This window comes from Pseudacidobacterium ailaaui (genome assembly GCF_000688455.1).
Classification (GTDB): Bacteria; Acidobacteriota; Terriglobia; order Terriglobales; family Acidobacteriaceae; genus Pseudacidobacterium; species Pseudacidobacterium ailaaui.
On sequence record NZ_JIAL01000001.1, the window covers coordinates 242,715 to 255,605 of the forward strand.

The 12,891-nt window shown below is 55.1% G+C and carries 10 protein-coding genes and 1 tRNA gene; 5 read left to right on the plus strand and 6 right to left on the minus strand.

Translation table 11 applies throughout. The annotated features are described in order from the left end of the window. Positions 1–50: 50 nt before the first annotated feature. Genes N655_RS16640 through N655_RS0101010 form a run of 4 tightly spaced genes read right to left on the minus strand, consistent with a single transcriptional unit; the run spans position 51 to position 3,935 of the window. Positions 51–884: a uroporphyrinogen-III synthase gene (locus N655_RS16640; RefSeq protein WP_049961176.1), complete on the minus strand. Its 834-nt coding sequence runs from the start codon at positions 882–884 to the stop codon at positions 51–53. Then, complete coding sequence (hemC, locus tag N655_RS0101000; protein ID WP_026441491.1) at positions 881–1,792, minus strand: hydroxymethylbilane synthase; 912 nt, start codon at positions 1,790–1,792, stop codon at positions 881–883. Before hemC ends, N655_RS16640 begins: the two co-directional genes overlap by 4 nt. After that, positions 1,792–3,123, minus strand: coding sequence for a glutamyl-tRNA reductase (gene hemA / locus N655_RS16645; RefSeq protein WP_044933760.1), 1,332 nt, complete (start codon positions 3,121–3,123; stop codon positions 1,792–1,794). Before hemA ends, hemC begins: the two co-directional genes overlap by 1 nt. After that, positions 3,120–3,935 carry a cytochrome C assembly family protein gene (locus tag N655_RS0101010; RefSeq protein ID WP_026441492.1) on the minus strand — a complete coding sequence of 272 codons (816 nt, stop codon included), beginning with the start codon at positions 3,933–3,935 and terminating at the stop codon, positions 3,120–3,122. The genes hemA and N655_RS0101010 overlap by 4 nt, the downstream gene beginning before the upstream one ends. Before the next feature lie 169 nt (positions 3,936–4,104). Between N655_RS0101010 and mutS the strand changes: the two genes are divergently transcribed. From mutS to N655_RS16650, 3 genes are all read left to right on the plus strand, one after another. Beyond that, complete coding sequence (gene mutS / locus N655_RS0101015) at positions 4,105–6,675, plus strand: DNA mismatch repair protein MutS (protein ID WP_044935037.1); 2,571 nt, start codon at positions 4,105–4,107, stop codon at positions 6,673–6,675. Further along, positions 6,672–7,769: a beta-N-acetylhexosaminidase gene (gene nagZ / locus N655_RS0101020; RefSeq protein WP_026441494.1), complete on the plus strand. Its 1,098-nt coding sequence runs from the start codon at positions 6,672–6,674 to the stop codon at positions 7,767–7,769. The genes mutS and nagZ overlap by 4 nt, the downstream gene beginning before the upstream one ends. A gap of 325 nt (positions 7,770–8,094) precedes the next feature. Then, positions 8,095–9,606, plus strand: coding sequence for a sugar transferase (locus N655_RS16650; protein ID WP_049961177.1), 1,512 nt, complete (start codon positions 8,095–8,097; stop codon positions 9,604–9,606). 55 nt (positions 9,607–9,661) lie between these two features. Here N655_RS16650 and alaC read toward each other — a convergent pair whose 3' ends face one another. Then, positions 9,662–10,861, minus strand: coding sequence for an alanine transaminase (alaC, locus tag N655_RS0101030; protein WP_026441495.1), 1,200 nt, complete (start codon positions 10,859–10,861; stop codon positions 9,662–9,664). Between the two features lie 127 nt (positions 10,862–10,988). Here alaC and corA point away from each other — a divergent pair, with 127 nt between their 5' ends. After that, a complete protein-coding gene (gene corA / locus N655_RS0101035; protein WP_238324417.1) occupies positions 10,989–11,867 on the plus strand; it encodes a magnesium/cobalt transporter CorA in 879 nt (292 codons plus the stop codon). A gap of 48 nt (positions 11,868–11,915) precedes the next feature. Here the strand turns inward: corA and N655_RS0101040 are convergent. Continuing rightward, positions 11,916–11,990 (minus strand) — tRNA-Val (locus N655_RS0101040). A 245-nt stretch (positions 11,991–12,235) separates the two neighbouring features. Here N655_RS0101040 and N655_RS0101045 point away from each other — a divergent pair. Beyond that, on the plus strand, positions 12,236–12,889 hold the full coding sequence (locus tag N655_RS0101045) for an RNA polymerase sigma factor (protein WP_081823501.1): 654 nt from the start codon (positions 12,236–12,238) through the stop codon (positions 12,887–12,889). The last annotated feature ends 2 nt before the right edge of the window (positions 12,890–12,891 follow it).

The following is a 12,891-nucleotide window of genomic DNA, read 5'->3' on the forward strand; positions in this document are numbered from 1 at the left end:
ATCTGCAGATGGCCTCGCTCTGCCCGATCCCGGAAGGGCGAAGCCCTGTCTTAACGCGGAGAGAGCGAAGAAATGACTGCTTGGACCAGCCCCTCAACGTTATGAGGATCGGCCTCTGCCGCAGGCTCCCATCCATGCTCCCGCAGAGCAGTAGAAGTGATGGGGCCGATGGAGATTGCTTTCACTTGCCTGGGCAGAAAATCAATTCCTGCATTTTTTAGCAGCTGGAAAAAATTGGTCACAGTCGAAGAGCTGGTAAACGTTACAGCATCTGGCAATGCGGACAAGGGCAAGCTGGCGCTACTTTTCGCTATTGAATCCCGCGATTGGTCGGGGTGAAAAATTTTCCGCATGTTGGTAACGGATGCTGGCGGTAGTACGGTCTGATATGCATCCACCACGTCCACCTTCGCGCTTACTTTTCTTAGCTCATCGGGGATAACGTCACGCGCAATCGCAGCGCGTATGAGAAGGACGCTTGCTCCGGCCACATGGCCGCGGAGCGCCTCCGCGAAAGACTCTGCAATATATTTCTCTGGAACAAGGGCCACCGGAAGGCCCAGGCCGCGCAGTGCCTCAGCCGTTGCTGGTCCTATGGCAGCGCACCTTATGTGTGCAAACTCTTCGGGCGACTTCTCAACGGCTGCCATCCGTTCGCCGAGCACTCTGACAGCATTGGCGCTGGTGACAATCAGCCAATCATACTTTTGCATATGACGCAGAGCAGTATCGAGCGGCGCATACGATTCTGGAGGAACAATTTCAATGGCAGGGATTTCGATGACGTGCGCACCCAAGACCTGCAGCTCCCTGCTCAGCCGGCCCGCCTGTTGCCTGGCCCGCGTGATAAGAATGGTCCTGTTTTTCAGCGGTTGTACGTTCACAGTTGGACCGCTCCCAGAATCTTCCGCGCCCCCTGCTCCAGCAGCCGTTCCGCCATCAGCTGACCCAGTTGCTGTGCACTCATTGCGCTCTGGAGATCCAGCTCTACGCGCACCATGGGTGATCCTTCCGGATGCGCTACCGTTCCGGTCACAACGACACCCTGCTGCGTATTTCGGCAGTACACACCAATCGGAACATGGCAGCCTCCGCCCAGCAATCCGAGCGCCGTGCGTTCCACCGTGACCGCATAACGGGTCTGCTCATCCTCAAGGAAGGCAAGGAGGCTGCGCGTTTGCATGTCCTCGGAACATGTTTCAATGGCCAACGCACCCTGTCCTGGAGCCGGACAGAGATCCAGCGGCGAAAAGCGCTCCTGGATCCACTCTGTGCATTGCAGCCGCTCCAGTCCAGCAACGGCCACCACAATTGCATCCACCTGTCCGTCCTGCAACTTGCGTAGACGCGTATCCACGTTGCCGCGGAATTCAACAATCTCCACATCCCGTCGTATGGCGCGAAGTTGTGCCTGTCGCCGTAAACTGCTGGTGCCGATACGGGCGCCAGGTGGCAATGCGGCAAATGACTTGTATTGGATGGATACAAAAGCGTCTCTTGCATCTTCCCGCTGCGGAATCGCGGCAATGGTAAAAGCCGGATCAAGTTCTGTAGGCAGGTCCTTCAGGCTGTGTACCGCAAGATCAATCCTGTGCTCACGTAGCGCCTCTTCAATCTCTTTGGTAAACATGCCCTTCGTACCGACAGCGGGAAAGGCCACATTCTGTCGCGCATCTCCGGTGGTACGAATGATCTCAATCGAGACATCGTGCCCCGCCTCGCGCAGCTTCTCGGCAATATAATTGGCCTGCCACAGAGCTAGCTGTGACCCCCGTGAACCGATACGGACCATCAGCGTGCTTTCCGCCCCCCAAGCACGGCAGGCTCCTCATCCTTTTCCGCTTTTTCGGATGTATCTTCCATCTTCTGGTCCTGTGACAGGCCGAAGATATCACGCAGGACTTCAAGCATCACCGCATCTGCTTCCGCTGCGGCAGCCTTGACGGCCTGCATCGGCAAATGGAGAAACTTGTTCATCAGCCCGCGAGTTAAGGACTCTACCGCAGCCTGCTGCTCTGCTGTGAGCGACTGTAGCTTCTGCTGGACCCGGCGCAGCTCAGCCTGCCGCATCTCTTCGGCCGCATTCTGTAGTCCGACAATCAGCGGGGCTACATTTAACACCTGAGCTTTCCGTTCAAAGCGCAGTACTTCCTCTGCAATGATCTCTTCGGCACGCTGTGCCTCCCGCACCCGGTCGGCAAGATGAGAGGCAGCCACAGATTGCAAGTCATCAATATCGTAGAGAAAGATTCCGTCCACGCGGTTCATTTCCGGGTCCACGTCCCGCGGTACGGCAATATCAATGAAGAACATCGGTCGGTTACGCCGCCTGTGCAGAAACTGCTGTCCGTGCTCGCGCCGGAAAATCTGCTGCTGCGATCCGGTCGATGTAATGATGATGTCTGCCTGGTCGGCCGTCCCATAAAGATCTTCAAAGCGTACGGCATGGCCCTGGAACTGCTCCGCAATCCTTAATGCACGATCAAAGGTGCGATTAGCAACCAGCAGTGAATGGGCACCTTGCTGCATCAGGTGTCGGGCCGCCAGCTCGCTCATCTTTCCCGCCCCCACAAGCAGAATGCGCTTTCCATCAAGCGAACCAAAGATCTTTTTCGCCAGGTCCACCGCTACGGAAGCAATCGAAACCGAAGAGTTTCCGATCTGTGTTTCACTGCGGATCTTTTTGGCAACGGTAAAGGTAGACTGCAGCAGCCTTGCCAGGTGGGTCTGCACTGCGCCCACTTCCCGCGCCACATTGTAAGACTCTTTCACCTGGCCCAGAATCTGCGGCTCACCCACCACCATGGAGTCCAGACTGGAGGCCACACGAAACAGGTGCCGCACCGCCTCACGGTCACGATATTCGTATACATGGGGGCGCATCTCCGTAATGTCCACACGGAGAAATTCGTGCAGAAAATGCAGCAGGTCCGGACTGCCGTTTTCGTGGCAGGCGATCAGTTCCACCCGGTTGCAGGTGGAAAGAACCATGGCCTCACTTACTCCAGGAAACTGGTGCAAGGCGTGCGTCGCCTCTCCCAGCCGGTCCGGCGCAATGGCAAGCTGCTCCCGCAACTCGACGGGAGCTGTCTTGTGGTTCACGCCGGTCAGTAGAAGATTCATGGTGTGGTGTACCTGTGGACCGAACTGAATAAGTTTGCCGCCCACACACAAAGCATCAGCAGAAAAACGGCGCTTGAAAGATAGGCCGCTCTGCGTCCGCGCAGACCGGTAGAGCGCTGCACCAAGATCATGATGACGTACAGCACCCACATGACAAACGACAGCACCACTTTCGGATCAAGAAAATAAGTAGCGCCAACGTGTTCCTGGGCAATCAGAGAGCCAATCAGCAGGCCGCCCGTCATGCAATAGAAACCAACAACCAAAGCCTTCTGGGCAATCTGATTCATGATGTCCAGCGGCGGCAGCCATTCCAGAAAACCCGGCGTACGCTTGTTCTTCAATCTGCGCTCCTGCACAAGGTACAAAAGACTTGCAAGCAGACTAAAAATCAGCGCGGCATAAGCAGCCAGCAATAAAGCGATATGGATGTAGATCCATCCGCTCCGGATCAGAGGCGAAGAAAATGTGTGACGGTCCGGTCCAAGAGCCGGCATCAGCAGAAGGAAAAAAGCCAGCGGAAGGGCAAAAACACTAAAGGAAATGGTCCGATAGCGGAGCCAAATTAACAGAAAAGCAGCCACAATCAGCAGCGAGAGGGCCGCCTGCACCTCATGCATTCCAACCGGCATCCACCGATGTGCAGCAACCAGAATCTCCACGATGGCAACCAGATGATACAACCATCCCATGACAGTCAGGAGCAGGCATGCTTTCTGCCATCTGGGGCGCTCGCCCAACACTGCAGGCAAAGCCGACACGCTGGCCGCTCCATACAGCGCCGCCGCTACTCTGAGCCAAAGCAAAAACATGGAGTAATACTTCAGTATAAAGCGGGGCCGTGTGCCGAGGGCGACTGAAATTAGTCTTTCCCCGTCTCCAATCCTTCCGGATGAATGCACAGTGGCATATGCGATATTCTTGCCTTTTCCTGTGACGGAAAACACTCACCAGTCTCTCGATGCGGCCCAGACGCCGCTGATGCGCCAGTACGCCGCGGCCAAACGCGAGCATCCTGATGCCCTGCTCTTTTTCCGTCTGGGTGATTTCTACGAGTTGTTTTTTGAAGACGCCCATATTGCCTCTCGTGAGCTTCAGCTGACTCTGACTGCTCGCGACAGGGAAAAGTCCCAGCCCATGTGCGGCGTTCCCTACCACGCAGCAGAAACGTACATTGCGCGCCTGCTGCGCAAAGGCTACCGGGTGGCCATCTGCGAGCAGATGGAAGACCCGAAGCTGGCAAAGAAAATTGTCCGCCGCGAAGTCACACGAGTGCTTACCCCAGGCACCGCGGTGGATCCTGCCCTGGGCTCCGAGCAGAACAATTTTCTCGCTGCAGTCCATACTGAAGAGAATCTTGCTGCACTTGCCCTGCTGGACCTCTCGACAGGTGACTTCCGCGCAGCCGAGTTTACCGGCCCACAGGCAGTGGCCCAGTGCTTCGACGAGCTGGAAAAGGCCACTCCAAGTGAAGTGCTTTTGCCCGCCTCTGCCCGCTTGGAAAATGTCCCGGCCCTGGATCGCATCCGTACCAAGACCTCGATCGAGGACTGGGTCTTTACTCGGGACTATGCTGTTCCCTTGCTGAAAAGGCAGCTAGGCGCGGCCTCACTGGATGGGTTCGGCCTTGGGAACCATCCCGCAGCAGCTACCGCCGCAGGTGCTCTCCTGCATTATGTGCGCCAGACCCAGCGTACAGAGCTTGACCATATTGACAGCATCCGTTTCTATGAGCGTGCCGAATATTTGCAATTGGACCCGGTAACGGTACGAAATCTGGAACTGGTAGAACCGGTCTTCCATGAAACTGGCAAGGAGACAACACTCTTCCATACGCTTGATGCCTGCCTGACCCCCATGGGAAAGCGGCTGCTGCGCGCTTCCATTTTGCGTCCGTTACTGGAAGAAGCACTCATTGAGCAGCGCTATGAGGCCGTCTCCCTGCTCCTGCGCGATCTCCTTCAGCGGGAAGAACTCCGGCGCTGCCTGGGCGGAATCCTTGATCTGGAGCGTATGCTGGCCCGCATTTCTCTGGACAACGCAGGACCGCGCGACCTGTTGGCCCTCGCCTCTTCCCTTCAGTACCTTCCACAGTTACAAACAACGCTGGCAAAGCTGGACACCACTCTCTGGAAGCATCTCGCAGATCGGATTGACCCCTTGCAGGACGTCTGCTCTCTGATCCTGAAGACTATCCGTCCTGATCCTCCCGTAACGCTCGCCGACGGTGGTGTCATTGCACCTGGCGTGGACGCAGAACTCGATGAACTCCATGGCCTGAGCCAGAGTGGACGCCAGTCCATTGCCGCCATTGAGGAGCGCGAGCGTGCTCGCACGGGCATCGCGTCCCTCAAGGTACGCTTCAATTCAGTCTTTGGCTATTACATTGAAGTGACGAAGGCCAACCTTGCCAGCGTTCCGCCCGAGTACGAGCGCAAACAGACCCTGGCCAACGCGGAGCGTTTCACGACCCCGGAACTGAAGGAATACGAAACAAAGGTACTGACCGCACACGAACGGTCGATTGAAATCGAAAAACGCATCTTCGGGGAGCTCCGCAAAAATGTCCTCGAACATGCCCGCCGTATCCGCAAGTCAAGTGCTGCCGTAGCAGAGGTCGATATGCTGTCGGCCTTCGCGCATCTGGCCGCCCTCCGCAATTACAAACGCCCTCAGCTTCTGTCCGGTGCCGTCCTGGAAGTCGCCGCCGGCCGTCATCCGGTCGTAGAATGCCTGATGGAAAAAAGCGGAGAGGGACGTTTTATGCCCAATGATCTCTATCTCGATGTGCAAGGACCCGCCATTCTGCTGCTGACCGGTCCTAATATGGGCGGCAAATCTACTTATCTTCGGCAGGCCGCGCTTCTCATCATCATGGCCCAGATGGGGTGCTTCGTGCCCGCCGAACAGATGCGCTATGGACTCGTGGACCGTATCTACACGCGCATCGGTGCCAGCGATAATGTCGCACGGGGCCGCTCGACCTTCATGGTCGAAATGACCGAGACCGCAACCATCCTCAATACCGCAACTGACCGATCTTTGGTCCTTCTGGATGAGATGGGACGCGGGACCGCCACCTTTGACGGCCTCTCTCTGGCATGGGCCACTCTTGAGTATCTGCACGCAAAGATTGGTGCACGCACGCTCTTTGCTACGCATTACCACGAACTGACCATCCTGGCCGAACAACTGCCGCGTCTTGAAAACCTTCGCGTGGCCGTAAAGGAAACCCCGCAAGGCATTGTCTTTCTTCATACCATCGAACGCGGCCCGGCCAATAAAAGTTATGGCATCGATGTGGCCCGCCTTGCTGGACTACCTTCTGAGGTCATCCAGCGGGCCCGCCAGATACTAAAACAGCATGAGCGATCAGAGCGCCACAATGTTGCTGCTGAAACCTCTGCACCTTTGCAGCTCACCATGTTCACTCCTCTTTCCCAGCGCGTCGTGGACCGCCTGATGGAAACGGACATCAACACCCTGACGCCTTTGCAGGCGCTCAACCTTCTTGAAGAGCTGCAGAACGAAATCAAAGGCGCAAAAGCATGAAAACAACTCTGCGGAGCCAGGTAGGCCGCCTCTTTCTTGTCGGCCTGGAAGGCACGGAGCTTACTTCCATAGAACGTGCCTGGCTCAGGCTGGTCCGCCCCTCCGGAGTCATCCTCTTCCGCAGAAACATTGAGGAAGCAAGACAAACCGCGGCCCTGTTGCGCGAAGCTTCCAAAGTCATCGGCAGTCCTACTCTGCGCTGTGTAGACCTTGAAGGCGGCCTGGTCGACCGCCTCCGCGACCTCATTGCGCCTATGCCTTCTGCCGCTGAAGTATTTGCCACCGGAAATCCGGTCCACTACAGAGAGCATGGCCGTTTGATTGCCAAAGAAGCAAAACTGCTGGGCTTCAATACAGTCTTGGCCCCCGTGCTTGACCTGGCCCTCCCGGAATCCTGCGCAGTCATGCGGACCCGCGTGGTTTCTGCTAATCCAGATGACGTCGTCCGTTACGCCTCTGGCTTTCTTGCTGGGTTGCAAGCAGAACGAATTCTGGGCTGCGGGAAACACTTTCCCGGCCTCGGCGGCGGCAAGCTAGACTCCCATCACGACACCCCTGTGATTCAGCGCTCCTGGCCAGACATGTGGAGAAACGACCTCCTGCCTTTCCGCGTTCTTGCGCAGCGCCTGCCGATAGTAATGATTTCTCATGCTGCATACCCTCGGGCATCCGGCCTGATGCAGCCAGCATCCATATCACCATTCTGGATTTCAGGTGTTTTAAGACAAAGAATGGGCTATCGAGGCCTGGTTCTTTCCGACGATATGGAGATGGGCGGCATTTTAAAGCAACTGCAGATCGAGGACGCTGTTATTTCCGCAATCGCCGCAGGGACGGACTTGATAGAAATATGCAGAAATCCGGCCCTGGTTCTGACTGCTTATGAAGCAGTCCTTTCAGAAGCAGAAAAGTCCCCCGCCTTTCGCAGGCGTATCACGCAAGCAGAAAAACGTGTTCTGGAGACCGGGGTTTTTCAGCAACCGGGTCCGCAGGGCCGCATTTCCTCGGATCGTCTCACGCGGCTTCGAGAACAAATAAAAGCTTTTTCCCGGATAAATTCTTCTACTTTTTCATGTTCCGTTGATAGAACTTGAAATCAAAAGGGTAGGATATAAGGAGTCAGGAAGTTATGAAAAACTTACGCCCCTGATTGTCCTGTCCCCAGCATATTTTAGGGTGTTGACTTTTGTTACTTTAGAAGTTACATGAATATCGGCAGTTTTTACCTGCCGATGCGTGTTAAGATTAAGACTCTAACTGATCGAGCAACAAAGGTTGTCGACTTGGGTTTCAAGTATCTGACTGCTTCACATCTGGGGCCCAAGTAGAAAAGTAAATAAAAATAACACCCCCCTCATTTTTGGTAAGCCACGATTTCGTGGAAAGCTAAAACGCTCTCTTCAGGGTGACGCGACTGCAATGGCCACATCAGAATACATTCGGAAAAATACCGGAGCTGGAAAGCAGATTGTAGAGGCATTGCCCAGTCTGGTGGTTCCCGATAACCGGATCTCTGGTCCGGCTTTCGCCCCCAAGCTCCTTTTAATGCTGAGCGATGTACTGGTCATCTCCCTGACGTTTGCCTTTGTACTGGTGCTCAAGGTCAGGTTTTTGCCGGGCTATGGTGAATTTCACTCTCTAAGCCTGTTAAAAGCACCGGTATACTATGCATTTTTTGGGTGGTTCCTGCTTTCTTTGCTTTTTGTTTGCCGCCGTTATGGACTATACAATCTGACTCGTCCTTTCAGTGGCACACATGAGTTAAGACTGGTCGTCCAGGCCACTTTGACTGCCGGGCTCCTGCTCTGTGGCGGTCTGTACCTGGCCCATTGGAACATTGCATCGCGGACTGTAGTGGTTTTACTGATTTGCACCAGCGCCTTTTCACTCAGCGTATGGAGATCAGGCCTGCGGATTGCCCGCTATCGCAATTTTGAAAAAGGTGTTGGCACCAGGAATGTGGTCGTGCTGGGGAACAATTACCTCAGCCACGCACTCGGTCAGCACATCGCCAGCAATTACAGGCTTGGGTACAGGTTCCTTGGACATATTGCCCCGGGTCGCCTACATACCGACGAGCACACGGTCGTCACAGATGTGCTGGGCACCCTGGACCGGCTGCATCAGCTCACCCGCCTGCATTTTATTGATGAGGTTGTCATCGCCCAGGCACTCCCTAGTGAAGAGGTCATTGGCCTGCTTGAACAGGCCCGCGAGTTGGGAATCGACGTACGCACCATATCGGGCCTCTACAGCGATCTGGCGACAAATTCCTCCATCGAGTATCTGGGGGTTTATCCTGTTACCTCGCTGCATCGCACACGCTCAAAATTCTTTTCCACAGTCATTAAGCGTATCTTCGATATCCTCTTTTCCACCCTTGCGCTGGTCATTGCTGCCCCTCTGATGGTGATCGTGGCGCTGGCCGTGCGCCTGGATAGCCCAGGACCAATCTTTTACATCTCAGAGCGCGTTGGAAAACGTGGTCGCGTCTTCCCTTGCTTTAAATTCCGCACCATGGTGAAAGACGCGGAGAAAAAGAAAAAAGAGCTTGTCGCGCTCAACGAACGTGACGGCATTCTCTTTAAGATCTCCAATGACCCACGCATCACCCGCGTCGGGCGTTTTCTGCGCAAATACAGCCTGGATGAGTTGCCCCAGTTCTTTAATGTTTTACGTGGAGAAATGAGCATTGTGGGGCCGCGTCCACCCATCGCAAGTGAAGTGGCGCAATATGAGCTGGAACACTTCCGTCGCCTCGAAGTTACCCCAGGGCTTACGGGTCTCTGGCAGGTCCAGGCCCGTCAGGATTCCTCCTTCGCGAAATATATCGAACTGGACACCGCCTATGTGGAAAACTGGAGCTTCTGGCTGGATTTGAAGATCCTGATGCGCACGGCCTTGGTCGTCATCCGGGGGACCGGAACATAACTCCTGGACCGGAGTGCTTTCGCCACTGCCTGAAGGGCCCCGGTCCGGTCACAATTCAAACTCCAACCGTCGACAGCAAGCCATCTTTCAGAAACATCTGCTTGATTCCCCTCAATGCTTGCCGCGTGCGCTCTTCATTTTCGATCAAAGAAAACCGCACATGTCCGTCGCCGAACTCTCCAAACCCAATTCCCGGACTCACAGCAACCTTGGCGTCTTTCAGCAATTTCGTTGAAAATTCCAGTGAACCAAGAGCACGGTATGGCTCCGGTATGGGTGCCCACACAAACATGGTCGCCTTGGGCAAAGGCACCTGCCACCCCAGACGGTTGAGGCCCTGCACCAAGACGTCGCGTCGTCTGCGGTAATTCTCGCAGATCTCCTGCACACATTCCTGCGGCCCTTCCAGCGCCAGAATTGAGGCCACTTGGATCGGTGCAAAGGTTCCATAATCAAAGTAGCTTTTGATGCGGGCCAGCGCACCGACCAACGCCTTGTTTCCTACCATAAAGCCCACGCGCCATCCCGGCATGTTATAGCTCTTGGACAGAGTAAAAAACTCGACCGCGATGTCCTTTGCCCCGGGGACCTGAAGGATAGACGGGGCCTTATATCCATCAAAGCAAATGTCGGCATACGCCAGGTCGTGCACAAGGTAGATGTTTTGCTCCTTGCAAAGAGCCACCACACGCTCAAAGAAGTGCATATCGGCGCACTGTGTCGTGGGATTTGCTGGAAAGTTCAGAATCAACATCTTCGGACGCGGATACATCAGTGGAATGTTCCGCTCAAGCTGGGCCAGGAACTCTTCCGTATCATGAATCGCGACGCTGTGAATGTTCGCACCAGCAATCACTGGCCCATAAATATGAATGGGGTAGCTTGGATTCGGCACCACGACCACATCTCCCTGATCGAGCGTGGCCAGGCAAAGGTGCGCAATCCCTTCCTTGGAGCCAATCGTGACAATGGCCTCCGTCTCTGGGTCCAGCGCCACTCCATACCGGTCCTGATACCAATGGCAGATTGCCTTGCGAAGCCGCGGAATGCCCCGCGATAAGGAATAGCGGTGGGTTTCCGGCTTGCGCGCCGCTTCTATCATTTTGTCCACAATGTGCTGCGGCGTTGCCCCGTCAGGATTGCCCATTCCAAAGTCAATAATGTCTTCGCCGCGCTTGCGGGCAACATTTTTTAGCTCCGACGTGATATTGAAAACATAGGCCGGCAGCCGTTTAATTCTTGGAAACTCGTCCACGCTTCGTTCCTTCCCTGAGTCAACTGACTTCACTATAGAGGAATGGACCATCATTTTTCACTTGTTCGCGCACGTTGCCTGAGATTTACGAAAAATCGCTCCAGAATCGGAAGATACAGCCTTTACAATGCTTCCAGCGCGTATGGAATGGCACACTGTCCTGGATGCACACAGTCCTGAGCTTGACGAGCTGGCCCTGCGATACCACCTGCATCCTCTCCACGTTGAGGACTGCCGCCAGCACCTGGAGAGCCCGAAAATCGAAGAGGGTGAAAACTATCTCTTTACTGTCATCCAGTGCGTTGAGTCACAGAGCACCGGCATTCAGACACATGATATCTGCCTGTTTCTGGGCCGCGACTTCCTGATTTCCATCCTTGAACCCGATGACAAAGATACCCAGCAGCGCCTGGAACGGCTGCGAACGGCCAACAACATCTCCCGTGCAGACCAGATCTACTACCGCATCATGGACTCCACGGCTGACGCATACTTCCCTGTCCTCGACAAATACACCGAAGCCATCGATGCGCTTGAAGATGAGGCCCTGGAGGCCGCTACCCCGCATACCCTATCGCGTATCTTCGCCATCAAGCGGATTTTGATTGATCTCCGCCGCATCTTTGTCCATACCCGAGATGTCTGCTCTCATCTGCAGCGTGTAGATTCGCCCTATATCCGCCGCGATATGTGGCCTTTCCTGCGCGACATTTACGACCATATTGCGCGCAATTTAGATCAGGTGGAGGTCATGCGCGACCTGCTCAGCGGCTGCCTTGATGTCTACCTCTCCAGCGTGGCCAATCGCACCAATCAGGTCATGAAGGTACTCACTATCCTCAGCACCATCGCCCTGCCTGCACTTGTCATTTCAGGAATTTACGGAATGAATGTGAAAGGATTACCTGCTTCAGAAGCCCAGCATGGTCTCTGGATCGTACTCGGACTGATGCTGGCCTGCACTATCGCCCTGCTCTGGTTCCTGCGTAAACGCAAATGGCTTTGAGAAGGGGACCCGTCCGCAGGCTAAGCGATTGAAATTTTGGGATTTATCTGGTGGGCGCAGCAGGATTCGAACCTACGACTTCCACCGTGTGAAGGTGGCACTCTACCGCTGAGTTATGCGCCCGAATCGACATTTCTTAGCTTACCATCTACCACGGACCTTGCCAAACTTCTCCCGATTCTGAGTCAAATTTCTCCTTTCCCTGTTTAGAATCGTGTCAGGCAGGTTTCATGGCGCATCAGGACCCATCCGGCCCTCCGGAAATTAACCCTCCCCTGCCTCCGGAGATCGGGGGAAGCAGTGGAAACCCGATTCCGCATTCCGGTTCTCCGCAACCTCCCGGAGAAACTGGTGTTCCTATGAGTAGTATGGCAACCCTAGCCCTTGACCGACCGATCTTTCAGGAGGTCCGGAACGATGCCATCCGGCTCGAACGGGCCGCAGACTGGAGCACCCTCAGCGATGCGGAAATCATGTTGCGGGTCAGCCAGGGGGATGAGGCAGGCTTTAACTATCTGATTGAAAAATATCGGAAGCCCATCATCCATTTCATGTTTCGCATGGTCCATAACCAGGCGGTTGCTGAAGAGCTGGCCCAGGAGGTCTTCCTGCGCGTCTACCGCTCGCGCGAGACTTATCGCGCGGAAGCCCGGTTCAGCACCTGGCTCTACCGCATCGCGACCAATCTCGGCGTTAACTATGCGCGAGATACAAAACATGAGAGGGCAGCGCAGAATGTCTACCTTGACCAGCCCGATCCGGAGACAGGTACGACACCCGATCTGGCTGACAGCACACCCTCGGTTGAGCAGGACTTGGTTCGCGAGGAACGGATGCGCGCCATCCGCCAGCATGTAATGTCTCTGCCCGAACGGCAACGCATGGCCGTGCTCATGCACAAATATCAGGGCATGGACTACAAACAGATTGGGGAGGTCCTGAAACTCAGCGAATCTGCAACAAAATCACTACTCTTTCGCGCCTATCAGACCTTGCGCGAAAGACTTAAAGAGTTTGTTTAAGT

Coding starts and splice junctions, on each gene's coding strand:
- hemC (WP_026441491.1), bottom strand. CDS start 1,792: ATGGTCCGTATCGGTTCACGGGGGTCACAGCTAGCTCTGTGGCAGGCC.
- hemA (WP_044933760.1), bottom strand. CDS start 3,123: ATGAATCTTCTACTGACCGGCGTGAACCACAAGACAGCTCCCGTCGAG.
- N655_RS0101010 (WP_026441492.1), bottom strand. CDS start 3,935: ATGTTTTTGCTTTGGCTCAGAGTAGCGGCGGCGCTGTATGGAGCGGCC.
- mutS (WP_044935037.1), top strand. CDS start 4,105: ATGCGCCAGTACGCCGCGGCCAAACGCGAGCATCCTGATGCCCTGCTC.
- nagZ (WP_026441494.1), top strand. CDS start 6,672: ATGAAAACAACTCTGCGGAGCCAGGTAGGCCGCCTCTTTCTTGTCGGC.
- N655_RS16650 (WP_049961177.1), top strand. CDS start 8,095: ATGGCCACATCAGAATACATTCGGAAAAATACCGGAGCTGGAAAGCAG.
- corA (WP_238324417.1), top strand. CDS start 10,989: ATGCTTCCAGCGCGTATGGAATGGCACACTGTCCTGGATGCACACAGT.
- N655_RS0101045 (WP_081823501.1), top strand. CDS start 12,236: ATGGCAACCCTAGCCCTTGACCGACCGATCTTTCAGGAGGTCCGGAAC.